20 protein-coding genes are annotated in these 21,408 nt (G+C 62.2%); 13 read left to right on the top strand and 7 right to left on the bottom strand.

Going from position 1 to position 21,408, the window contains the following annotated elements:
* Positions 1-127: 127 nt before the first annotated feature.
* Both I6A82_RS03305 and I6A82_RS03300 read right to left on the bottom strand, forming a co-directional pair.
* A complete protein-coding gene (locus I6A82_RS03305; RefSeq protein WP_198093718.1) occupies positions 128-1,300 on the bottom strand; it encodes an extracellular catalytic domain type 1 short-chain-length polyhydroxyalkanoate depolymerase in 1,173 nt (390 codons plus the stop codon).
* A 113-nt stretch (positions 1,301-1,413) separates the two neighbouring features.
* Positions 1,414-1,974: a thermonuclease family protein gene (locus I6A82_RS03300; protein ID WP_232343257.1), complete on the bottom strand. Its 561-nt coding sequence runs from the start codon at positions 1,972-1,974 to the stop codon at positions 1,414-1,416.
* Between the two features lie 305 nt (positions 1,975-2,279).
* On the opposite strand from I6A82_RS03300, the gene I6A82_RS03295 reads away from it, so the two are divergent.
* The 13 genes from I6A82_RS03295 (at position 2,280) to I6A82_RS03235 (ending at position 16,825) form a co-directional block, all read left to right on the top strand.
* Complete coding sequence (locus I6A82_RS03295) at positions 2,280-2,612, top strand: STAS domain-containing protein (protein ID WP_198093717.1); 333 nt, start codon at positions 2,280-2,282, stop codon at positions 2,610-2,612.
* Positions 2,609-2,977, top strand: coding sequence for a response regulator (locus tag I6A82_RS03290; RefSeq protein ID WP_187335042.1), 369 nt, complete (start codon positions 2,609-2,611; stop codon positions 2,975-2,977). The genes I6A82_RS03295 and I6A82_RS03290 overlap by 4 nt, the downstream gene beginning before the upstream one ends.
* Positions 2,974-4,971, top strand: a complete 1,998-nt coding sequence (locus tag I6A82_RS03285; protein WP_198093716.1) for a chemotaxis protein CheA — start codon at positions 2,974-2,976, stop codon at positions 4,969-4,971. Before I6A82_RS03290 ends, I6A82_RS03285 begins: the two co-directional genes overlap by 4 nt.
* Before the next feature lies 1 nt (position 4,972).
* Positions 4,973-5,476 (top strand): chemotaxis protein CheW, encoded by a 504-nt coding sequence (locus tag I6A82_RS03280; protein ID WP_198093715.1) that lies wholly within the window; start codon positions 4,973-4,975, stop codon positions 5,474-5,476.
* Positions 5,477-5,533: 57 nt separating this feature from the next.
* Positions 5,534-7,234, top strand: coding sequence for a methyl-accepting chemotaxis protein (locus I6A82_RS03275; RefSeq protein WP_198093714.1), 1,701 nt, complete (start codon positions 5,534-5,536; stop codon positions 7,232-7,234).
* On the top strand, positions 7,231-7,710 hold the full coding sequence (locus I6A82_RS03270) for a chemotaxis protein CheW (protein ID WP_198093713.1): 480 nt from the start codon (positions 7,231-7,233) through the stop codon (positions 7,708-7,710). The genes I6A82_RS03275 and I6A82_RS03270 overlap by 4 nt, the downstream gene beginning before the upstream one ends.
* Before the next feature lie 89 nt (positions 7,711-7,799).
* Positions 7,800-8,657, top strand: coding sequence for a CheR family methyltransferase (locus I6A82_RS03265; RefSeq protein ID WP_198093712.1), 858 nt, complete (start codon positions 7,800-7,802; stop codon positions 8,655-8,657).
* Positions 8,658-8,661: 4 nt separating this feature from the next.
* Positions 8,662-9,744 carry a protein-glutamate methylesterase/protein-glutamine glutaminase gene (locus I6A82_RS03260; RefSeq protein WP_198093711.1) on the top strand — a complete coding sequence of 361 codons (1,083 nt, stop codon included), beginning with the start codon at positions 8,662-8,664 and terminating at the stop codon, positions 9,742-9,744.
* Positions 9,741-11,540 (top strand): hypothetical protein, encoded by a 1,800-nt coding sequence (locus I6A82_RS03255; RefSeq protein ID WP_198093710.1) that lies wholly within the window; start codon positions 9,741-9,743, stop codon positions 11,538-11,540. Before I6A82_RS03260 ends, I6A82_RS03255 begins: the two co-directional genes overlap by 4 nt.
* A 230-nt stretch (positions 11,541-11,770) precedes the next feature.
* The gene (locus tag I6A82_RS03250; protein ID WP_269750366.1) at positions 11,771-13,111 is read left to right on the top strand and encodes a dicarboxylate/amino acid:cation symporter; all 1,341 of its coding nucleotides are present in this window, start codon (positions 11,771-11,773) and stop codon (positions 13,109-13,111) included.
* A 73-nt stretch (positions 13,112-13,184) separates the two neighbouring features.
* Positions 13,185-14,480, top strand: coding sequence for an Nramp family divalent metal transporter (locus tag I6A82_RS03245; protein WP_198093709.1), 1,296 nt, complete (start codon positions 13,185-13,187; stop codon positions 14,478-14,480).
* Positions 14,481-14,619: 139 nt separating this feature from the next.
* A complete protein-coding gene (locus tag I6A82_RS03240) occupies positions 14,620-15,216 on the top strand; it encodes a DedA family protein (protein ID WP_198093708.1) in 597 nt (198 codons plus the stop codon).
* Between the two features lie 148 nt (positions 15,217-15,364).
* Positions 15,365-16,825 carry a DUF4403 family protein gene (locus I6A82_RS03235; RefSeq protein WP_332310925.1) on the top strand — a complete coding sequence of 487 codons (1,461 nt, stop codon included), beginning with the start codon at positions 15,365-15,367 and terminating at the stop codon, positions 16,823-16,825.
* A gap of 123 nt (positions 16,826-16,948) precedes the next feature.
* Here the strand turns inward: I6A82_RS03235 and I6A82_RS14675 are convergent, their stop codons facing one another.
* The 5 genes from I6A82_RS14675 to I6A82_RS14670 form a co-directional block, all read right to left on the bottom strand.
* Positions 16,949-18,004, bottom strand: coding sequence for a helix-turn-helix transcriptional regulator (locus I6A82_RS14675; RefSeq protein ID WP_198093706.1), 1,056 nt, complete (start codon positions 18,002-18,004; stop codon positions 16,949-16,951).
* Between the two features lie 83 nt (positions 18,005-18,087).
* Positions 18,088-18,378 (bottom strand): curli-like amyloid fiber formation chaperone CsgH, encoded by a 291-nt coding sequence (csgH, locus tag I6A82_RS03225; protein ID WP_198093705.1) that lies wholly within the window; start codon positions 18,376-18,378, stop codon positions 18,088-18,090.
* 62 nt (positions 18,379-18,440) lie between these two features.
* Positions 18,441-18,920, bottom strand: coding sequence for a hypothetical protein (locus I6A82_RS03220; protein WP_198093704.1), 480 nt, complete (start codon positions 18,918-18,920; stop codon positions 18,441-18,443).
* A gap of 213 nt (positions 18,921-19,133) precedes the next feature.
* Positions 19,134-19,889, bottom strand: coding sequence for a hypothetical protein (locus I6A82_RS03215; RefSeq protein ID WP_198093703.1), 756 nt, complete (start codon positions 19,887-19,889; stop codon positions 19,134-19,136).
* A gap of 79 nt (positions 19,890-19,968) precedes the next feature.
* Entirely contained in the window at positions 19,969-21,345 is a 1,377-nt protein-coding gene (locus tag I6A82_RS14670; protein WP_198093702.1) for a hypothetical protein, read from the bottom strand.
* Positions 21,346-21,408 lie beyond the last annotated feature (63 nt).

Genomic DNA, 21,408 nt, shown 5'->3' with positions numbered 1-21,408 from the left:
CACTTACAACGCTCGTATCTCGTACCAGGCAGTTGTGAATCGTACCAGCCCATATCGATTCCCGAAGCGGGCTTTGTTCGTTGCAGCGTCTGGCGATCTCGCGATTGCCCGGCAAAAGTGACAATTGCTACATCAACCCAGCCGCTTTAAGCGCCTTTTCGATGACCGCCTGTACACCCGTCGTTTCGGGCTGAGGCTGCGGTTTCGGCTTGGCTTTGCGGACCAGCGGTACGACTTGGGCGGTGGCCTTGCGGGGTGCGGGCTTATGCGGGGTTGAGGGCTTTTCGGGTTTAGCGGTGCGCGCCTTAGCCGCTTCAGCATTCGTCAGGCCGAAGAAGGCGGCGATGCGGCCGGTGGAGTCCAGCCCCACGTCCAGCATATGTGCGCCTGCCGTTCCGGCCTCTCCGTCACCTATGCCGGGGCGCAGGGGTACGCCGTGGCCCATGCCGGAAATTGCGTAGAGTTCGACCAGTTCGCGCCCCTGGGCATCGGTCCACGCGCTGCGGCGGTGGGGGCCGATGCGCTCCGCCACATCCGGCGGTCCGTCCAGCCCGTGAACGCTACGCCATTGCGCGGCCACCGCATCGCCATTGGCCGCCACCACGGTGTGATCGGCATCGCCCTGCCACACGGATACGCGCGGCCAGGGGCCTTGGTGCTCCGATGCGGCGCGGACATGATCGCCCAGCGTATCGTCATCGGCGGAGCTGCGCCCGGCCATCGCGTCCAGCGCCTGCGGCACATTGCGGGCGATGCCGTGGGGAAGCCCGGCGATAATCGCGCCGCTCGCGAACAGATCCGGATAGGCGGCGAGCATGGATGCGGTCATTGCGCCGCCCGCCGAAAGGCCGGTGATGTGCACGCGGGCGGGATCGAGCCCGTGGCGCGTAACCATCGCCTCGATCATGGATGCGATCGAGGCCGCTTCGCCTTCCCCCCGCGCGGTGTCCTTGGGCTGAAACCAGTTGAAGCAGAGATTGGGGTTGTTGCCGCGCGTCTGCTCCGGAACCAGCAACGCAAAGCCGTAGCGGTCCGCCAGATGGGACCATCCGCTGCCGAGATCGAAACCCTGCGCGTTCTGCGTGCAGCCGTGCAGCACCACCACCAGCGGCGCGCCGGGCGCCAGTTCGGTCGGGATGTAGCGATAGGCCGAAAGCGCGCCGGGATTGGACGCGAAGTCGTCGAAAGGCTCCAGCCGCCCGGCGGCGGGCTGCGGGCCGCCCCGCATTCCGGCAAACGCCTCCGTAAGGGCATCGGAAATACCGGCAGGCAAACCGTTCGGCAGATTGGTGTTACGCATGAGCTCAAACCTTTAAGGCGGGCGGCTCTATCATATAGGAAGCATTTGCTGCGGTGCAGCATGAAATGCGTCGAGATGAGTTGCACAGCATGCACCCGCAGCGGCAAAACCGCTCAGCACCAGGGCCTGCGCCCATTCCCATAGGGCCGCGCCAGCCCCTCGGCGATCAGGCGATCGCCCACCGGGGCGCCATCGACGTAAACACGGGCGAGGGTGCGGCCGTAGCGGTCTGTGCCGTCGCGCGCGATGCTCACGGCGCCGCCGTTCAGCAGCGCGTAGAGGCGGTTCGTCGCCGCGGCGCCCAGTTCCGCCTCGCGCGCGCAGCGGGGCGGGTGGGTTTCGGGCGTGTCGATGTCCAGCAGCCGGATCTTCTCGCCATGCATCCAGATGGTGTCGCCATCGACGACACAGTTGATACCGCCGCCGCGGTGGCATTTTGAGAAGGCCAGCCGCTCGCCAGGTCCGGACGGTGCCGCTGACAGGCCCGGCACTGCGATCCCTTCTCCGGCAAGCCACTCCGGCCCCCAGAGAATGGCCGCGAACAGCAGCACGGGCGCGGCCATCAGCCAGCGATCGAAAGATGTACGGCGATCGGCCCGCGCACCACGGCCCGGCCGGTAACTGCGCGGCGCTTTGCGATAGCCGCCATCGATCACGCGGAAATGTTTGCTCATACATGAGCGTCATGCCGCGCCGTGCTGAACAGATCCCTAACCCCTACCGTGCAATCGGCACCGAAGCGGACCGATGATCGTACCGAATCGGACCAAGCAAAACTGGAAGTTGATTCGCGCTGACACGCTTGCACCAGTCATGCCGTAGACAAAACGGCGTAGTCCGACTTTGCCCTGAAAAGTCCTGAACCCCGCATTACTCACCACTTATTTCGGCGACTGATAACAGTGCTTCCCATGCTTTACGCTGCGTTAACCACCGCGTGCCACTTACGATCAAATCGCTGTATCCAGGGGGCGGCATCTTGATCTCATCCGAAGTCAGTACCAGTCGTACGTCCGTTGCGCTCGAATACGCAACCATCACCAATATCGAAGAGTGGCGCGCCGCCATCGATCACGCTCTTGCCGACGAAGGCGAGGTGCGCGTCGATATTGGCGAACTGCAGACCGTCGATCTCAGCTTCCTGCAACTTGTCGAAGCGGCGCGGATCGATGCGTCAGGCCGCGGCAAGCCAATACATCTTTCCCATCCCGCAACCGGCCCGCTGGCTGATCTGCTCCAACGTTCGGGGCGGCTCACCCATGCGGATGCCGAAGATCACGCATTCTGGTTTCACGGAGAACTCAGCCAATGACCGCTTCCATTCTGACGGTGGATGATTCCCCCTCCATCCGCATGGCGATCCGCATCGCGCTGACCGGTGCTGGTTACACTGTAACGGAGGCCGGTGACGGCGAAGAAGGCCTTGCCGCAGCCAATGCGAACAAATTCGACATGATCGTGACCGATCTCAACATGCCGAAGATGGACGGGCTCTCCATGATCCGCGAGTTGCGCAAGCAGCCCGCGCAGGCCGGTGTGCCGATCATCTTCCTCACCACGGAATCCGATGCCGATATGAAGGCGCAGGCCAAGGCGGCGGGCGCGACCGGCTGGCTGGTGAAGCCCTTCGTGCCTGAGCAGCTGACCAAGGTTGCACGCAAAGTGCTCGGCCGGTGAGCGGTCAGGACCATTCCGATCCGACCGAAACCTTCCGGATCGAAGCGGCCGACGTTCTGAACGAAGTCGAGCAGGCACTGCTGGATCTGGCCGAGAACCCTGGCGACAAGGACCTTGTCAACGCGGTGTTCCGCGGGCTGCACACGCTCAAGGGATCGGGCGCGATGTTCGGCTTTGACGATCTGGCGGGCTTTACGCATCACTGCGAGAGCGCGTTCGATCAGGTCCGCAAAGGCGCGGTTGCGACGACGCCGGAACTAATCTCCATCGTGCTGAGCGCGCAGGATCGCATGCGGGCGCTGGTCAATGGAGACGTGGACGAAGAAAAACAGGCGTTGATCCTTGGCAAGTTGAGCGAAGCCGTTGCAGCGGCTTCTGGCCAGACACCGCCCGCCTCCGCGCCGGCGGAAGGCGAGGCGGCCGAAGGCTGGCGCGTTCGCTTTCGTCTGCCTGCCGATTGCATGGCGAACGGCACCAATCCGCTCTTCCTGCTCGACGAACTGCGCGAGCTGGGGGAATGCGAGATTGCCCTCCTCACCGATCAGATTCCTGCATGGGCCGATCTTGCCCCGCGCGAATGCCATTTGGGCTGGGATGTCACGTTGAAAGGCGCGATCGACCGGGACGATATCGAAGATGTGTTCATCTTTGTGATGGACGACATGGAGCTATCGATAGAGCCGCTGGCCGATGCGCCCGGCGAAACCGAGGGCACGCCCGCTCCGCCTTCGCGCGAGGCAGCGGCGACGCCCACACAAGAAAAAGCAGCTGCAGGCATTGCGTCCGCGGCGGACGGCAAGGCACAAGGCGGCAAGACCGCCGGCGATACGCTGCGCGTGCCCGCGGAGCGGCTCGACGAATTGATGGACCGGGTGGGCCAGCTGGTCATCGCCCAGAGCCGTCTTTCGCAGATCGCCCACGGCAATATCGATCTCGCTTTGCGGTCCGTCTCGGAGGAGATCGAACGGCTTTCGGGTGAACTGCGCGACACCATGATGGTGATGCGCATGGTTCCCGTATCATCTCTGTTCGGCCGGTTTCGCCGCCTGATCCACGATCTGTCCGAGGAGACCGGCAAGGCCATCGCGCTGACGACCGAGGGCGAAGGCACCGAAGTCGATAAGACGGTGATCGAGCGATTGTTCGATCCGATCGTCCATCTTGTCCGTAATTCCTGCGATCACGGGCTGGAAACGCCCGAGGAACGCGTTGCCGCGGGTAAGCCGGAATCGGGCAATGTCACCCTATCCGCGCATCAGGCGGGCGGCGAGGTGGTCATCACCATTCGCGACAACGGCCGCGGGATCAACCGGGACCGCGTGCGCGCCAAGGCCGAAGAGAACGGTCTGATCAAGCCCGATCAGGTACTGAGCGACCAGGAACTGTTCCAGCTCATCTTCCATCCCGGCTTTTCCACCGCCGCAACCATCAGCAATCTATCGGGCCGCGGCGTGGGTATGGACGTGGTCAAGCGCACGATCGAAAGCCTGCGCGGCACCATCGAGGTGACCAGCGAACCGGGCGAAGGATCGACCATCGCGCTGCGCATTCCCCTGACGCTGGCGATCATCGAAGGCCTGCTCGTGCGTGTGGGCGAGCAGCCCTACGTCATTCCGCTGTCCAGTGTGGAAGAGTGCATCGAGCTTTCGCTGGAAGACGATATGCGCCATCGCGGACGCAGCCTGATCTCGCTGCGCGGCGCGCTGGTGCCGTTCCTGCGCCTGCGCGAGCTGTTTACCAGCGGGACGAAACCCGATCCCTATCAGAAGATCATCGTCGTCTCGACCGGCGCCGAACGGGTCGGCCTGGTGGTGGATCAGATCATCGGCAACCATCAGACGGTCATCAAGTCGATGTCCGCCTTCCACCGGAGCGCGGCGTCCTTCTCCGGCGCGACTATCCTGGGCGACGGCGCCGTCGCGCTGATCCTGGATGTGCCGCAACTCGTCTCCCTCGCCCAGCAACAGGAGGAGCGGCTGCAGGCCGCGGGATAGAATGACGACCAATCCAACATCCGAAAAATCCGAAGATGGCGAGGAATTCCTGCACTTCGAACTTCAGGGCGAGGTGTTCGCGCTGGAGGCGATGATCGTGCGCGAAATTCTCGACGTGGTCACCTCCACCACGGTGCCGGGTGCCCCCGCAATGGTGAGCGACGTAGTCAATTTCCGCGGAAAGATCATCCCGCTCGCCGACTTGCGTCTCGCCTTCGACATGGAGCCTGCAGAGGCCACCATCGACAGCCGGATCGTGGTGATCGAGACCGAACTGGACGAAGAGCAGCACTGGCTCGGCTTCCGGGCCGACAAGGTGCTCGAAGTCGCCGGCATCGCTGAGTCTTCCTGCGAGGAACCACCGATGGTGGGGATGCGGTGGAACCGCAAGCATGTCCGCTGCCTCGCGCGCCGGGGTGACGGCGTAATCGTCATTCCCGATCTTCCCGCGATCTTCGAGCCCACCTTGCGGTCGCCCCCCTCCGGCATGGCCGCGGCGGCTTAACGCATTTCAGTTTTCTCGAAATTTCCCGCTTATTCTTTTTGAACCAGGTGAACAGCCATGAACATGACACTAAAAGCGAAGCTGGCGGCTGCCTTTTCGGCCATCCTGCTCCTGACTGGAGCGCTCGGCTGGCTCGGCATCACGCAAATGAGTTCCATCAACGATCAATCGACGGTCATCACCGAAAACTGGTTACCCAGCATCGACACGATCCACCGCATGAACACTTTGACGGCCGAAGTCCGTACCCAGCAATACAGCAACGTGCTTGCGCAAACGCCCCAGGGTAAGAAGCGTGCGCAGGACAATTTCGAGGCTGCAAACGCAAAGCTGGATCAGCAAGAGAAGGAATATGAGAAGCTGATTTCTTCTCCCAAAGAGCGCGCTGTCTATGACAGATATCTTGTCGAGACGAAGGCCTATGATGCGGACAGTGCGCGCATTCTCGAATTGTCTACGGCCGGTCAGAATGCTGAAGCAGAGCAGGCTCTTATTGCTTCGCGCGAAAACTTCTACGCCCTGCAGGATACACTGAGCGAACTGGTCAAGATGAACGTCGAGGGTGGCGACGCCGCCAGCCTCGAAGGAGACGCGATCTTTGAAAGCGCTCGCATGATCTTCATGATCCTGATCGCCATCGCTCTGGTGATCGGCGTGGGTGCCGCCCTTCTGGTGACGCGCTCGGTGCTCAAGCAGCTTGGCGGCGAACCCGCTTTCGTAAGCGGCGTGGTACGTAAGGTTGCCGAAGGCGACCTGACCGTCAAGGTCGACGTCAAGCCGAACGACCGCGACAGCGTGCTTGCTTCGGTGGCGATGATGGTCGAGCGTCTGCGCAAGGTCATCGGCGACACCACTTCGGCTTCCGATGCCGTTGCCTCGGGCAGCCAGCAGATGTCGGCCAGCGCGGAACAGGTTTCGCAAGGTGCGACCGAACAGGCCGCTTCCGCCGAAGAGGCATCCGCCTCGATGGAGCAGATGGCTGCGAACATCAAACAGAACGCCGACAACGCCGCGCAGACGGAGAAGATCGCTCGCCAGTCCTCTACCGATGCCCAGGAAAGCGGTGTCGCGGTGGAAAAGGCGGTCGGCGCGATGCGCACCATCGTCGAGAAAATCGAGATCGTGCAGGAAATCGCACGTCAGACCGATCTTCTGGCGCTCAACGCCGCGGTCGAAGCGGCGCGGGCGGGCGAACATGGCCGCGGCTTCGCAGTGGTTGCTTCCGAAGTGCGTAAACTGGCCGAACGCAGCCAGGCTGCCGCGGCGGAAATCGGCTCGATGTCGACCGAAACCGTCACCGCCGCCACGCAGGCCGGCGACATGCTGACCAAGCTGGTCCCCGATATCCGTCGTACCGCCGAGCTGGTCACCGAAATCAGCGCCGCGTGCCGCGAGCAGGACATCGGTGCCAGCCAGATCAACGAAGCGATCCAGCAGCTCGATACGGTGACCCAGCAAAACGCCACGGCGTCGGAGCAGATCTCCAACACGTCCGAGGAACTGGCGAGCCGCGCCGAGAATCTGCAGTCGGCCATCGCCTTCTTCCGGGTGGCTGCCGACGATGCGGTCCAGTCGGTCAATGTGTCGAAAGCGAAGAAGGTGGCCTCCAGAGGCGCCATGTCCAAAGCCAAGAAAGCCGCTCCCAAGTTCAAGCCGAACAGCGTGGGCGACCAGCAGGAACGCGCCCGCGGCTTCGCGCTCGACCTCTCGAGCGGCGGCCCGGACGCGGACGACGCCGACTTCGGTCAGGCGGCATGACGGGCGGCACCGAAACCCAGGCCGTAACATTCGGCTTGGGGGACGAGATCTTCGCGGTCCCGGTCGGCATGGTGCGCGAGATACTGGATTATGCTCCGGTATTTCGCGTGCCGCAGGGGCCGGATTGGCTCTTGGGCCTTACCGATGTTCGCGGGGCGGGCGTACCGACTGTGGACCTGCGCACCCGCATGGGCCTGCCGATGCAGGAACCGACACTTACCACGCGCATCCTGATCGTGGACCTGGCCCTTGCCGACCGTAACGTCGCGCTGGGCCTGGTTGTCGACCGGGTGCTCAACGTCACCGCCTTCTCGGCGGATCAGATCGAACCGGCACCGGATATCGGCATGCGCTGGCGGTCCGATTATATCGACGGCGTGGTGCGGCAGGACGACGGCTTCGTCATCTTGGTGGACCTGGCGACATTCTTTTCCAGCGAGGAAGCGGCAATGCTTCCCGGCCTGCAGGCGGCCTGAGCGGCTTTTACGCTCCGGCGCATTTTCTCGATCGTCTTCGAGCCGGCGGCCCTTCCGGGCCGCCGTCAGCCCCTTCCGGATTTTGTGACATGGCCTCAGCAGCTCTTGCCGCCTCCCCGATTACCGAAGACCACATATCCCAGCGCAACTTCGCGCGGCTTGCAGCCCACATCCACGAACTTTCGGGGATCAAGATACCACTGACCAAGCGAACCATGCTCGAAGGGCGCTTGCGCAGGCGCGTGCGAGCCACCGGCACGGCCGATCTCGATGAATATTGCGAGGCGCTGTTCGACGGCGATTTCGGTGAGGACGAGACGGAGCATCTGCTGAACGCGGTCACCACCAACAAGACCGATTTCTTCCGTGAGCCCAAGCATTTCGACTATATGGAGAGCACTATCCTGCCCGCGATCAAGGCGGCAGGCACGCGCCGGCTCAGGGCCTGGAGCGCGGGCTGCTCGACGGGCGCGGAATCCTATACCATGGCCATGCTGTTCGACGATTTCGCGCAGCGGCACGGCGGCCCGGAATATGGCATTCTGGCCACCGATCTCGACAGCGAAGTGCTCGATGTGGCCCGGCGCGGCATCTATCCCCGCACGCAGCTGGAACCGGTGCCGCCGGTTCTGCGCAAGCGCTATGTGATGGAACCGATCGACCCCGCCAGCGAGAATGTCCGCATCGTCCCCGCCCTGCGCTCGGCGGTCGGCTATGCGCAGCTCAATTTCATGGATCCGCGCTATCCGGTCGGCAGCCCGATGGACATCATCATGTGCCGCAACGTCCTGATCTATTTCGATCGGCCGACGCAGGAGGCGGTAATCGGCCGGCTGTGCAGTAATCTGAAGCCGGGCGGCTGGATCATGCTGGGCCATTCGGAAACCATCACCGACATGAACCTGCCGCTTCGCCAGGTGGGCCACACCATCTTCCAGAAGGACTAGGATGATGCCGAAGAAAACCATCCGCGTCCTCGTTATCGACGATTCCGCCAGCGTCCGGCAGGCGATGACCGCCATTCTTTCGGCGGACCCGGAGATCGAAGTGATCGCTGCGGCGTCCGATCCCTTCGCTGCGGCGCGCTATATCCAGGCCGAAATGCCCGATGTGGTCACGCTCGACGTCGAGATGCCGCGCATGGACGGTATCACCTTCCTGCGCAAATTGATGAGCCAGTGCCCGGTGCCCGTTGTGATGTGCTCCTCCCTGGTGGAAGAAGGGTCCGAAACGCTGCTCCAGGCGATGGAGGCCGGGGCGGTCGATGTGATCCTGAAGCCGCGCATGGGCGTCGCCGATCATCTGAACGAGGCGCATATGCGCATTCGCGAAACAGTGAAGGGCGCGGCGCAGGCGCGTCTCGGCAAGCGGTCCGCCGCCCGGAAGGAAGAGGGGCCGCAGCAAAGGCTTACCGCCGATGCGATGATGCCGCCGCCGGGCGCCGGCGCCATGCGCCGCACCACCGAAATGGTGGTGTGCATCGGCGCCTCCACCGGCGGCACCGAAGCGCTGCGCGAAGTGCTGGAGGCGCTGCCGGCCAATTCGCCCGGTATCGTGGTGGTCCAGCACATGCCCGAAAGCTTCACCAAAGCCTTTGCCAAACGGCTCAACGGCCTGTGCAAGGTTGATGTGAAGGAGGCCGAAAACGGGGATACCGTGATGCGTGGTCATGTGCTGATCGCGCCCGGCGGTCTGCGCCACACCATGCTGGAGCGGCAGGGCGCGCGCTATTATGTCTCGGTCCGCGAAGGGCCGCTGGTGTCGCGCCACCGGCCATCGGTCGATGTGCTGTTCCGCTCTGCCGCGCGCACCGCCGGGTCGAACGCGGTGGGGATCATCATGACCGGCATGGGCGACGACGGCGCGCGCGGGCTTCTGGAAATGAAGGAGGCGGGCGCACGCACCATGGCGCAGGACGAGGCGACCTCGATCGTCTTCGGCATGCCCAAGGAAGCGATCGCGCGCGGTGCGACAGACCGCATTCTGCCCTTGGGGCAAATTGCTAACGAATTACTGCGAGCATCCCAACGATGAGCATGCACTTCTCCGATCTGTCCGCAGAGCTTGCCGAAGCGCTCGATACGCAGAACGGTGGGCCGCTCGCGACGGACGGCGCTGCGGGTTCGCCCCCCGCCGGCGCCGGTCAGGACAGCCGTAGTATCGCCGCCGGTCTCTCCAGCCTAGCCGCCGGAATGGATCGGCGGTTTGTCGAGGCCGGCACCATGCTGATGACCGCGATCGAGACAATCGACCGCCTCATGGCGGTGCTGAAGGACATCAGCTCCGCCCTCGACGATACCTCCGCGCGCGATGCGATCGCAACCTTGACGGACATGGCCGAAAGGCTCGGCAGCCTGCCCGACACGCTTCAGGCCAGGGAACTCACTCTGGATGCGGCGCGATCGCATTCGGAGACGCTGGAAAAGCACCTCGTCGAAATGCGCAGGCTCCTGGATGTCCTTCGCATCTATGGGCTCAACATCAAGATCGCCGCTGGCGGAGGCGAAGGCTTCATCAAGTTCGTCGACGACCTCAATCTGCGCCTGGACGGCGGGCTGGTTGAGCTGGACGGCATCGGCGCCATGCTGGACCGGCTTGCCCCTGATCTGAAAGAGGCAGGCAGCGCCATCGACCCGCTGCGCCGGGAATGCGAGCGTGTTGTCCCCGCCGTACCGCAGCAGCTTGCCGCCGACGCCGCCTCGCTTCAACAGCACATGCAATCGATGAGCGAACTGGCGCGCGATATCTTCTCCATTGCCGGCGATATCCAGCGAGAGGTGGCCACCGTCCTGGGGGCTCTGCAGGTTGGCGACAGCACCCGCCAGCGGGTGGAACATGTGGTCGAGACGCTGGAAATTCTGGATGGCTGGTCCGCGGATGCCGCGCCAGCACCGGAAGTGGAGCAGGCGGTTCGATCGAGCATCTACGCGATTCTCGCAGGACAGCTTGTCGGCGCCGCCGAGGACTTCTCAGCCGGCGCGAATACGCTTCTGCGATCCTTGCAGGACATCGGGCCGCACACCACGCGCCTTCTCTCCGTCATTGAGACGGACGGCGGATCGAACGGTCCGCAGATCTTGCAGGAAGTCGAGCGCAGCATCATTCAGATGGACGATCTGACGGACCGCCTGCAAACCACCGAGGAGCAATCGGGGCGGCTTGTCGAAATGGTGGCGTCCACGCTGGCGGGGCTCGATGCGAAGCTGCAGGTGCTTCACTGGCTACGGGTCGATCTTCGCAACATAGCCATGAATACCTCCCTCCTCTGCCGCCGGTCAGGCGACACGGGCCGCGCGGTGCTGGTGGTTGCCAAGGAAATCGATGTGCTGTGCAACCAGCTGGGCGAGGAACTCGACGAAACGATCCATACGATCAGGCGTCTGTCCTCGGAAAGCTCTTCGATCCAGGAAGAGCGCCCCCGGGATCTGGACGATGGCGGTCTTGGCGGCGCGTTGGAGATTGTGCAAAAAGGATGCAGCACCAACGACGCCGGCCTCGAACAGGGCCGGGCGGATGCCAGCCATCTGATCGAACTGCTCAACCGCACCGGAACTGACCTCGCCGATGAACTGGCGCTGGAAGAAGCGATGTTAAGCGCGGGCGACGGCCTCTCGGCTTTGGCGCGGGGGGCACCGGAACCGTGCGAAGCGGCTCTGGACCATCTTGCAGTCCTCTTGCCGCAGATCGCCAAACTCTATTCGATGGCCCAGGAACGCGACATCCACCGCGCTTTCTCTCCCATACCAGAACCGGTTGTCGACGATTTGGACGCGGACGATCTCGGTCTATTCGGCGATGACGACGATGATGAGGACGACGGACTGTTTTGACATTAGCTGATAACGCAGCGCGCGTGTTGCTCTTGCCAACAGGAAATGCGCGGACGGCGCGGGGCCTTCGCGAACCATTTTCAGCAATGGCCTGACATTTCCCCGAAAGTTTACCATGGGAATCCTGGAGCAACCCGGATTCGGCATGATGGACTTCTGCCCGTGTCCGCTCCACGCATCTGCGGATAAAGGACAGCCGTTCGGCAGGGACCTTGGGAGAGGAAATGATCATGCGCCACGTTCAGCATTCCGCCGAACCCGCCATGCCGCCGAAATCGCGCGCTTGGTGGCAACATCTCTACGCACAGGTGCTTATCGCGATCATCGCGGGCGTCCTGCTTGGGCATTTCGCGCCGCAGACGGGCGAGGCGATGAAGCCGCTTGGCGATGCTTTCATCAAGCTCGTCAAGATGATCATCGCGCCGGTGATTTTCCTCACCATCGTCATCGGTATCGCCGGGATGCGCGATCTGGCGAAGATCGGCCGCGTCGCGGGCAAGGCCTTTGCCTATTTCATCTTCTTCTCCACGCTGGCGCTGATTATCGGCATGATCATCGGCAATGTCGTGCAGCCCGGCGCGGGACTGAACATCGATCCGGCCACGCTCGATTCCAGCGCCGTCGCCGATTACGCCGCTAAAGCGCATGAAAACTCGATCAGCGGCTTCCTGCTCGGCATCATCCCCGACACGATGGTGTCCGCGCTCACTAGCGGCTCGATCCTTCAGGTGCTGTTCGTTTCGGTGCTGTTCGGCATCAGCCTAGCGCTTGTGGGTGAGCGCGGTGACCGCATCCTGAGCGTGCTGGAAGATATTTCCACGATCGTCTTCAAGTTCGTATCGCTGATCATGCGCGCAGCCCCCATCGGCGCGTTCGGTGCGATCGCCTTCACCATCGGTGCCTATGGCATCGGTACGCTGGCCAATCTCGCCGAGCTGGTAGCGACCTTTTACCTCACCGCCTTGGTGTTCGTTCTGGGCGTGCTCGGCATCGTCGCGCGGCTCTGCGGGTTCTCGATCTTCCGGCTGATCTCCTATCTGAAGGCGGAGCTGCTGCTGGTGCTCGGCACGTCGAGCTCGGAAAGTGCCCTTCCCTCGCTGATCGAGAAGATGGAGCGCGCCGGTTGCCCCAAGACAGTCGTCGGACTCGTCGTGCCCACCGGCTATTCTTTCAATCTGGACGGCACCAACATCTATATGACGCTCGCCGCACTGTTCATCGCGCAAGCGACAGGTATCGAGCTGACGCTGGGCGAGCAGATCGCACTGCTTTCGGTCGCCATGATTTCGTCGAAAGGCGCAGCGGGTGTCACGGGCGCCGGGTTCATCACCTTGGCCGCCACCCTCTCCATCGTGCCGAGCGTCCCGGTGGCGGGCATGGCGCTGATCCTGGGGATCGATCGGTTCATGTCCGAATGCCGCAGCCTGACCAATTTCATCGGCAACGCGGTTGCCACCATCGTCGTCAGCCGCTGGGAGGGGAATTTCGACCTCGCCCAGTTCCAGGCTGCCACGTCGGGCGAGCTGCCCCGTATCGATCAGGACCCCGATCTGGCCGTTCCGGAAAAATAGCCGCACAGCCGCCGTTTTCGCCACTATACCGGCGCAGCGAGATTGTAGCAGTTGGACGGCGACAGGGGGCAGGATGAAGGACACCCACAAGAAGGCGGAGGACGATCGCGCCGCCGATGCCGAGGGCCCCGATGCCCGGAAGGCCCCGCCGCCACGTTCAAAGATGTGGCGGCATCTGGGCCCCGGTATCGTCGTGGCGGCGACGGGGGTGGGCGCAGGCGATCTCGTCGCCACGCTGATCGCCGGATCGAGGTTCGGCTATGCGCTTCTCTGGGCCGCGGTGGTCGGCTGCATCGTCAAGATTGCCTTGTCCGAAGGTTCGGCCCGCTATCATCTCGCTACCGGCTCCACCATCTTGGCCGGCTGGCGATCGCTCGGCCGATGGACCAGCTGGTATTTCGGCATCTACGTCATCATCTGGGGCTTCATCTACGGCGCCACCGCGATGAGCGCGACGGCGCTGCCCCTTACCGCGCTCTTCCCAGGTCTATCGCTACGCGCATGGGCAATTATTGCCGGCATCTTCGGTTTCGTGTTCGTCTGGTTCAACAAGTACGAGACATTCGAAGTGGTGATGAAAGCGCTGGTCGGCACGATGTTTGTCATCATGGTTGGCCTTGCCATACTGGTTGCCCCCTCTCTGCCCGATCTGGCCCGCGGCATGGCGTTCTCGTTGCCCGAGGACTCGCTCTTCTACACACTAGGCCTGATCGGCGGCGTCGGCGGCACAATCACCACCGCCGCTTACGGATACTGGACACAAGCGAAGGGATGGCGCGGCACGCCGTGGCTGCCGATGATGCGCGTCGACAATTCGGTCGCATATATCGTCACGGGCATTTTTGTGATCGCGATGCTGATCGTCGGCGCGGAGCTTCTTTATTCCGCCGGCATCGCGCTACAGGATAGCGATCAGGGCCTGCTCGGCCTCTCCGGCGTATTGGAGGAGCGCTTCGGACGGACCATCGCAATGCTTTTCCTCATAGGCTTTGCCGCCACGTCCGTCTCCTCGCTCCTCGGCGTTTGGCAGGGCATGAGCCTGTTCTTTTCCGATTGGTGGTATCAGCTGAAAGGCCGCAACGAGGGCGGGCATGAGGGCAGCGGTGCCTATCGCTTCTACCTCGCCTGGCTCACTTTCCCGCCAATGCTGCTGCTGTTCGCGGACAGGCCCTTCCTGCTCGTCATCATCTACGGCGCGTTCGGCGCGCTGTTCATGCCGTTCCTGGCGGTGACGCTGCTGATGCTCAACAATTCGGAGCGACTGCCCGCCGAAGCGCGCAATGGCGTCATTGCCAACATAACCCTGGCGGGCTCTGCCATTCTCTTCGTCGTGCTGGCAGTGCAGCAAATCGTAAAGCTCCTCGGCTGATCGCCGTACTCAAAATGTTGAGAGAGCAATCTGCGAGCGTCTCATTCGGCGCTGCCCGGCGTGCCCAGACGGATCGTTCATCGCGCCGGAACATTTCAATCCATTGCGCTTGGCCTGCAGCTCCAAAGGGAAAAGAGCGATGTTCGAATGGATTACGCATCTCCTCGATCAGCTCGGCTATGTCGGCATTGCATTGTTGATGCTGCTGGAAAATGTTTTCCCGCCGATCCCGTCCGAACTCATCATGCCGCTCGCCGGCTTTGATGCGGCGCGCGGTGACATGAACGTCTATCTGGTCATCCTGTCAGGCAGCATCGGTTCAGTGGCAGGCGCGCTCTTCTGGTATGTCATCGGGCGCTGGATCGGTGAGGATCGGCTCAAACGGTTTGCCAGCCGTCACGGAAGGCTGCTCACCTTGAACGCCAGCGAGATCGAACGGGTCAACCGCTGGTTCGACAAGCATAACGAGAAGGCGGTTCTGTTGGGTCGTCTCGTCCCCGCGGTCCGCACGCTCATCTCGGTCCCGGCCGGAATTTTCGAAATGTCGCTTGGCCGGTTTCTCATCTACTCCACCATCGGCACCGTGGGATGGACCGCGTTGCTCACCTTTGGAGGCTATATGCTGGGCGACCGCTATGAACTGGTCCAGACCTGGATCAATCCCGTCTCCAACATCATCGTCGGCGTAATCGTCCTGGCTTATCTCTACCGGGTAATGCGCTGGCGCGCCGATTGAGCGCGGCCGCCCTATGGCAATCGCCGCCGACAGAGCTTCTCTGCGATCCGGCCATCCTCCAGAGATGCAAAGGACATCCCGGCGTCGCGCCCGGGAAAACAAACGGGTTTTCATCCGTTTGCGGCTAAATATTCTCGGAGCCTGTCCTGTGCGCGTTATCCTTCCGGCCCTCGCCTCGCTATCGTTGCTCGCCGCGTGCAGCGGATCGCCCAAGAACGAAGCGCCGCCGCGGGTAACCACACCGATCACCGTCAAGTCCGCCCCTTCGCAGATCGCCGTTCCGGTAACCGCCAAGCTCGATTCGCTGACCGCGGCACTTGAGCGCGATATTCCGCGCAAACTCTGGTCGATCGACAAGCCCGGGCAGACCTGCGTCGCATCCAAGGGCATCGATCTGGGCATTGCGACTGTAAAGACCCCGCGCATCAAGTGCCGCATTGTCGGAACGGTCACGCGCGGGAAGCTGCGGCTCTCTGGATCTGGACAGACCATCCGCGCCGCAATTCCCCTCCATGCGGTTCTCCACGCAGAGAATATCGGCGGGATTATCGCGCAGGAGACCGCAACCGCGGATGCGATGGCGCATGCGGTGATCCACCTGGATCTGGACAAGAACTGGACGCCGCACGGCACGGTCGATCTGAAATATGACTGGACCGATGCGCCCCATGCCGAAATTCTGGGTCAGCGCATCGATTTCACCAGCCAGGCCGATGCCAAGCTGAAGCCGGTAATCGCCCGGCTGGAGCGCGACTTGCCGAAGGAACTCAGAAAGCTCGGTATCCGCCAGAAGGTTCAGGAAGGCTGGGCGTCCGCTTTTACGGTCTTGTCCCTGAACCGTGAGAATCCGCCGGTTTGGCTGCGCGTCAAGCCGACGGCGCTGCATTATGGCGGCTATGACGTTGATGGCCGCACGATGCGCCTGCGCCTAGGCATGGAAGCCGTCACCGAAAGCTTCGTCGGCAACAAGCCGGATGCACCTGAACCCACGCCGTTGCCATCCATGACGCCGATGCAGAACAAGGCTGGAAGGGTCGCCTTTGTGATCCCGGTGGTGGCCAGTTACAAGGAACTGGAACCGGTGCTGATGAAAGCGCTGACCAAGCGCGCCGCGCAACCGATCGATGTGCCCGGCATCGGCCCGGTTGTCGCGAGCTTCAAACGCGTCACGATCTACGGCACGAAAAACGGACGCATGGCCGTGGGGGTCAATTTTGCGGCCCATCCGCAGGGCAAGGCTAGAGAGACCGCCAAAGGCACGGTCTGGCTCACGGCCAAACCGATGAACAAACAGAATTCGCGCGTTGTCCGGTTCCAGGATCTGTCGATCAGCGGTACTACCGACGTCACCGGCGGAGACCTTATCCTCGATCTTGCCAATGCGCCGGGCATTACGGAGTTTATCGCGTCATCGCTGGAACAGAACTTCCAGGACGATTTCAACGATCTGCTGAAAAAAGTGGAGCGCGCCATCGCCGCAAAACGCGAGGGCCAGTTCACCATCCGGGCCGATATCGACAGCATCCAGACCGGCACCATATCCGCAACCGGCCAAGGCCTGTTCCTGCCAACGCGCATCGAAGGCACGGCACGGATCAGCCTACAATAGCTGCAGCGGTAGAGTCAGAAACTGGATCGCGGGAAGCAAGTGTCTCACGCAGAGCCATGCTTGACCGCCATCATGCGCGCAACGCGCTTATATCCCACCCGAGACGGCTCTATTGCACCGTGGTCAGAGTAAATTGCTGAGGTCTCCGGTACGAACGGCTTGGATCACATCGCTGAGCGTGCGGAAATTGGTCTTCTCATAAACATTTTTCATGTGGCTGCGCAGCGTTTCGTAGCTGATCTCCAGTGCTTCGGCTGAGGCACGCAAATTGCCGGAGCTGGCAACCTGCTGGACGATATGCCGCTCCCGGGCGGTAAGACCGTAGGCAGCGGCGAACTGCTCGGTAAGCTCATCGGGTACGTCCGGTGTCGTGACGAAGGTGAGGAGCAGGCAGCGGCCACCTGCCATCATCCAGCGCATCGGCTCGGGCACTTCGCTCAGTCTGAAATTGCAGTAGAATGGCGGCTCGGAGGCAATTCGGAAGCGGACCGGGCTATCGAGCCTCGGCCGCGCAAAGGCGCGCGCGAACAGATCGGCGATGGCGCTCTGCCGGATTAGCAAACGGCCATTGGACACGGCCCCGATTCCCGTCGCTTCAAGGGCCTGTGCGTCGGCACTGCGAGAGAACCGGACATTGCTCTCCCCATCGATCATGCAGCTAGCTTCCATCCCGTCGTCCATTCCCGATCTCAGGTTCAATTTCGCCGAGAGCATGACTGCCTGCTCTAGCAACGGCAGCGCCGCGCGCATGCGCTTCACGCTGGTCGTGTCAAAGAAATCGCTGCCGAATCCCCTCTGCACGCTGAGCGCGACGCGGCCGGTTATCTCGCCGTCGCAGATCACACCGTGCACGCTGTCCATCACGTCGGCACGCACGGTGATCTCATTGAAATATTCGGTGTCGCTAAAGGTCTCGTTTCGCAGATATTGTTGGCCCGTCCGGGCATCGCCAGGCGCGGTGGTCATCGAAAATGGCAGGCGCGGATCGGCGATATTGTAGCCGCTATTATAGCGCTCGGTGGCCTCGCTCTTGTGACGATGGCTCAGGCTGTGATGATAGACGCCGAACCGGTCCGAAACGAGCAGCAGCGCCTTTTCGCCCTCTACGAAGCGGCATACCTCGCCAATCAGCGATGGCCAGTCGGCATCGCCCCACGCGACCTCGCCGCATTTTCTCACAATGGTTTCATATGAACTCAAACGCAGGCCCCTGTTACCGCGATATAATTCCCTGATAATGTGCGTGAATTGCCGTCAGTGCGTCATGCGCATGGCCCGGCGCGCTCTTGATAGGTCACGCCGTCAGATTGGCGCACTTCAAGACGTGCGCACCAGTTGCCATCGCCGGTCGAAAGCATGACGCGCGAAAGAACACCGCGTTCGCCCGCAGCGAGCGTCGATTTTCCGTGGTGGCGTGTGCGCGAGCTTCCGCTGACCTCCAGCTCATATTCCACTGTCACGCGATGCGATGCGTTGCCGATCAGCGTGATGCCAACGGTGCCGTCAGCAGGCTCGGTTTCCATGCGTATGGCATGACTGTCCTTCTCGGTCATGGCGGCTGTCTCCGGCGAAAAGGCGAGCGCGGGAGCGCCCGTCAGGAGGAGAAGGAGCGGCGTCATTGCGGCACCGCTCCGGGACCTGCGAAGCTGCTCACGATTGCGTCGATCAGCGCCTGCGTGCCCGCCCCGAACTCGGGCTCTTCCGGCTGCGGCTGGGGCGTTGGATCGGGACGCGCGAGGACGAGCGAGGCTAGCACCTGGCTGTCCTTGTCGTCTGACCGCAACGCCTCAACGCTGCGCGCTACATCGAGCGGACTGCGACCACGTGCGAGATCGCTGCGCTCCGCGAGCAACCGCTCTTCTGGCGATAGCGCAGGAGGTTCTGGCTGGCGGAACTCGGCCGCCCGGGTCTCGATTACTGCGGCGCAGACAGCCGGGCGAGTGCTCTGCACATGATGATCGCAGCGATCGGAGCCGGACGGTACCTCGGTGCGCGCGGTACGCCCGGATTGCCTAGACGATATCGAATTGTCCCGCGCGGTCGAGTCGCTGCGCTCAGCGAGCTGTAGGACCTGCGGCCCTTCTGTCTCGTCCAAGGGAAGCTGCGGTGCCGCCGCTGAGGATTGGCTGTTGCGCGTGATCTGGTCGGCGCGGCTCCCGCGGTCATGTTGCGCGGCCCCCTCCGCCTGCTGAACGTCGGTCGAGCCACTATCGCCAGCCGAAAGTTGTTCGACCTGAATTTCTTGCGGCGAAGAAAAGGATAATGGAAAAAGAAAAGCCAAACGCCAACTCATGGTTCGAAAACCCCTTCATCGACCGCTATTGGTTTGGGTGACCTGCATCGCCGCACCGCCACTTTGATGTATCATAAGATCTGACAAATTTGAACCATCTTGCAACCAGTTAAGTCGGTTTCCATCGCCGATCTGCGTTGCACTCATGATGTTGTCGTCGCCTTGCTGCACCAAAGTAGCCTGATTATCGGCGCCATCCTGTGCCAAGGCCAAGTCGTTCCGATTGCCTTTTTGACTGACGATCGCGGCATTATAGATCGCGCCAGTCTGTGATTGCACTGCATCGATACGGTTCTGATCACCCTGTTGCGAAGCATAGAGAACATTCGCACCCGCGCCTTCCTGGCGAAGTTCGAAATCGTTCTCGTCGCCTTGCTGAACCAGTTCGGTGAAATGTTCTCCGACGCCGCGTTGATCGACATTGGCACGGTTTTGCGTCCCACTCTGTTCGATCCGGGCATATTGGCGGTTGTTTTGCTGATCGATCCGCGCCTGGTGGGTGGTTCCGATCTGCGCGATATAGGCCCCGCGGTTTTCGCCATCCGGCCGCGGGATGACGACGAACTGGGGCGCCGCACCGCGATCGCCGGCATTGCCGTTCTGGCCAGCGTTACCGCTATTGCCGTTGCAAGGGTTGCCGGTGCCCTTGCTCGGCCCGCCACCGCAAGGGTTGCCCGGCGGGGTCTTGCCGTTCTTGGCATGGAGATGGCCATGCCCACCAGCGACTGCGAGGGTCAGCGCGGCCGCAAGGGTTAGGGTTTTGGTGAGCATGACCAACTTTCTTCCTGCTGGAGGAAACTTCAGATGACGGGTCCGGAGCGTCGCAACCCTCCGGACCCGGCTTTCGGTGCTATTGTGCGACGGGAAGGCCCATGGGTGCGGACACGTTCTGAGAGACCGACGCGCTGTTGTTCGATCCATCCTGAGTTACCGTGGAATAATTTCCAGAACCGCCCTGCCCGACGATGGCGGAGTTCATGTCTCCTGCAAGCTGGAAAACCTCGGAATAATTGTCCGTGCCGCGCTGGGTAACTTCAACCACGCCGTTGGTGCCGTTCTGTTCGATCAGCGATCGTTCAAGACTTGAGCCTACGGTTTGGGTCAGCGTTGCGCTGTTGCCTTCGCCGCTCTGCAGGATGTCGGACACACCGCTGCTACCATATTGATTGGCAGTGGCAGTGGAATCGGCCGTCTGGCGAATGAAGCTGTCATTACCGCTGCCGATCTGATCGACATAGGCACTGGCCAGCGCTCCCGACTGCTCGGTCTGTGCCATATTGCCCGTGCCGTTCTGCTCGATCACCGAGACCGCATTGGCATCCTGGATCACGACCGCGTCATTGCCGGCTGAATCGGCGTCATCCAGGCCCTGCAACACAGAGCTCATCGCGTCCCTGGCATTCTGCTGAACCGAGGCCATATTCCCGGTTCCGTTCTGCGACACGTCGCTGGTCCGACCGAGCACGCCAAAAAGATCGCCCTGATCGACATAGGCCTCATTGCCATCACCGGACTGTTCGATGTTTGAATAGTCGGCCTCACCCTGTTTGCTCTGCGCAATGTTTCCCGTGCCGGTCTGTGCGACATTGGAAAACATGTTGCCGTCTTCGTGATTGGTGCCGCCGCCCTGAACGACCACGGCTTCGTTGCCGCTGCCGTTCTGCGCGATCTGCGCCTCGTTCGCGAAGCCCGCGACACCGGAGACACCCTGCTGGATGACGGCGTCGTTCGCCTCGGCTGAACTGCCAGCATCGTTGGTCTGATCGATCACCGCAAGTTGGACGGCGCCGCCGCGATCGCTGCGATCCGCGGTATCGCGTCCAGCCGGACGGGTCGGCTCACCCGCGGGCGAGAAACCATTGCTGCGCGCGGTCGATTTCTGCTCGATCAGCGCATTGTTGGCACCGCTGCCGCTCTGATCGACACTGGCGGAATTTCCGCCCGCACCGCCGCTCGGCGTTCCCTGGACGATTTCGGCATAACCATTGCCGCCCGTTGAATTGGATTGATCGACATCCGCGTCGTTTCCGTCGGAATATTGGGTAATGTTGGACTGGTTGCCGCTCGTCATCGCAGTGCCGTCGAAATAACTGTCGGCATCATCCAACGGAGCTGCCGGTGCATCGGACTGGGCAGGGCGCTCGGTCTCTACGGTTTCCTGGGCCAGGGCGGAACCGGCCATGGATAGTGCGATCGCCGAAGCGGTGATGGTTAGAAATTTTTTCACAGGATTTCTCCTCATATTGGTTTGAGAAGACGGGCCCGGCGGGGTCGCGCCCCGCCGGGCGCA

It is taken from the genome of Novosphingopyxis sp. YJ-S2-01 (genome assembly GCF_016093175.1).
Taxonomy (GTDB): Bacteria; Pseudomonadota; Alphaproteobacteria; order Sphingomonadales; family Sphingomonadaceae; genus Novosphingopyxis; species Novosphingopyxis iocasae.
The sequence above is the reverse complement of the archived record's forward strand: the minus strand, read 5'-3'. Positions and strand labels throughout refer to the sequence as shown.

Bases quoted from the DNA above. Each gene is read 5' to 3' on its own strand.
- I6A82_RS03305 (WP_198093718.1), bottom strand. From the start codon at position 1,300: ATGCGTAACACCAATCTGCCGAACGGTTTGCCTGCCGGTATTTCCGAT.
- I6A82_RS03300 (WP_232343257.1), bottom strand. From the start codon at position 1,974: ATGAGCAAACATTTCCGCGTGATCGATGGCGGCTATCGCAAAGCGCCG.
- I6A82_RS03290 (WP_187335042.1), top strand. From the start codon at position 2,609: ATGACCGCTTCCATTCTGACGGTGGATGATTCCCCCTCCATCCGCATG.
- I6A82_RS03280 (WP_198093715.1), top strand. From the start codon at position 4,973: ATGACGACCAATCCAACATCCGAAAAATCCGAAGATGGCGAGGAATTC.
- I6A82_RS03275 (WP_198093714.1), top strand. From the start codon at position 5,534: ATGAACATGACACTAAAAGCGAAGCTGGCGGCTGCCTTTTCGGCCATC.
- I6A82_RS03270 (WP_198093713.1), top strand. From the start codon at position 7,231: ATGACGGGCGGCACCGAAACCCAGGCCGTAACATTCGGCTTGGGGGAC.
- I6A82_RS03265 (WP_198093712.1), top strand. From the start codon at position 7,800: ATGGCCTCAGCAGCTCTTGCCGCCTCCCCGATTACCGAAGACCACATA.
- I6A82_RS03260 (WP_198093711.1), top strand. From the start codon at position 8,662: ATGCCGAAGAAAACCATCCGCGTCCTCGTTATCGACGATTCCGCCAGC.
- I6A82_RS03255 (WP_198093710.1), top strand. From the start codon at position 9,741: ATGAGCATGCACTTCTCCGATCTGTCCGCAGAGCTTGCCGAAGCGCTC.
- I6A82_RS03250 (WP_269750366.1), top strand. From the start codon at position 11,771: ATGCGCCACGTTCAGCATTCCGCCGAACCCGCCATGCCGCCGAAATCG.
- I6A82_RS03245 (WP_198093709.1), top strand. From the start codon at position 13,185: ATGAAGGACACCCACAAGAAGGCGGAGGACGATCGCGCCGCCGATGCC.
- I6A82_RS03240 (WP_198093708.1), top strand. From the start codon at position 14,620: ATGTTCGAATGGATTACGCATCTCCTCGATCAGCTCGGCTATGTCGGC.
- csgH (WP_198093705.1), bottom strand. From the start codon at position 18,378: ATGACCGAGAAGGACAGTCATGCCATACGCATGGAAACCGAGCCTGCT.
- I6A82_RS03215 (WP_198093703.1), bottom strand. From the start codon at position 19,889: ATGCTCACCAAAACCCTAACCCTTGCGGCCGCGCTGACCCTCGCAGTC.